At 72.9% G+C, this 1194-nt stretch carries 1 protein-coding gene; it reads right to left on the bottom strand.

Annotated features, from left to right (window positions below; all coding sequences use genetic code 11):
• Positions 1-1194: acyl-CoA carboxylase subunit beta (locus tag E1288_RS46415; RefSeq protein WP_132495725.1), on the bottom strand; the 1194-nt coding region annotated here is incomplete at both ends.

Raw genomic sequence — 1194 nt, 5'->3', positions numbered from 1 at the left:
TTGCGGTGCAGGACGCCGACCGCGGCCTTGGCGCCCATCACCGCGACCTCGGCCTCCGGCCAGGCGAACACGGTGGTCGCGCCCAGCGCGCGGGAGTTCATCGCGATGTACGCGCCGCCGTAGGACTTGCGGGTCACCAGCGTCACCCGCGGCACCACGGCCTCGCCGAAGGCGTGCAGCAGCTTCGCGCCGCGGCGCACCACGCCGCCCCACTCCTGGCCGACGCCGGGCAGGTAGCCCGGCACGTCGACGAGCACCAGCAGCGGCACGCCGAAGGAGTCGCACATCCGCACGAAGCGGGCGGCCTTCTCCGCCGACAGCGAGTCCAGGCAGCCGCCCTTGCGCAGCGGGTTGTTGGCGATCACGCCGATGCTGCGGCCACCGAGCCGGCCCAGGCCGACCACGATGTTCGGGGCCCACTTGGCCTGCAGTTCTTCGAAGTCCGCGGAAATGTTGCCGGCTCCGTCGTCCTTCTTGTCGAGGATGCCGCGGATCACCGGCTTGACGTCGTAGGCGCGCTGCGGGCGGTCCGGCAGCAACGCGCGCAGGTCGTCCTCGTCCTGCACGGAGTGCAGGTCGAACAGGCCCGGCTTGGCGAACAGCCCGGTCAGCCGGCGCGCCCGCACGAACGCGTCGGCCTCGTCCGCGGCGGTCACGTGCACCACGCCGGACTTGGCGCCGTGCGCGGAGATCCCGCCGAGCCCCTCCTGGTCGATCTGCTCGCCGGTGACGCTGCGGACCACGTCCGGGCCGGTGACGAACACGCGCCCGGCGGGGGACATGATGACCACGTCGGTCAGCGCCGGGCCGTAGGCGGCGCCGCCGGCGGCCGGGCCGACGACGACGGAGATCTGCGGGACGCGGCCGGAAGCGCGGATCATCGCCGCGAACATCTGGCCCATGCCGTCCAGCGATTCCACGCCCTCCGGGATGCGGGCGCCGCCGGAGTGCCACACGCCGATAACCGGGCAGCGCTCGCGCACCGCCATGTCGATGGCGTCCACGATGTGCCCGCAGCCCTCGGAGCCGAGCGCGCCGCCCATCTTGGTGGCGTCGCTGCAGTAGACGATCACCCTCGTGCCGTCGATGCGACCGCGCACCGCGTACATCCCGCTGCTGTCGCGGGGGTGCAGTGGTTCGATCGACTCCGGGTCGAGCAGCTGCTCCAGCCGCACGTCGGGGTCGCGCGGATCC

The organism is Saccharopolyspora elongata, assembly GCF_004348985.1.
Lineage (GTDB): Bacteria > Actinomycetota > Actinomycetes > Mycobacteriales > Pseudonocardiaceae > Saccharopolyspora > Saccharopolyspora elongata.
The sequence above is the reverse complement of the archived record's forward strand: the minus strand, read 5'-3'. Positions and strand labels throughout refer to the sequence as shown.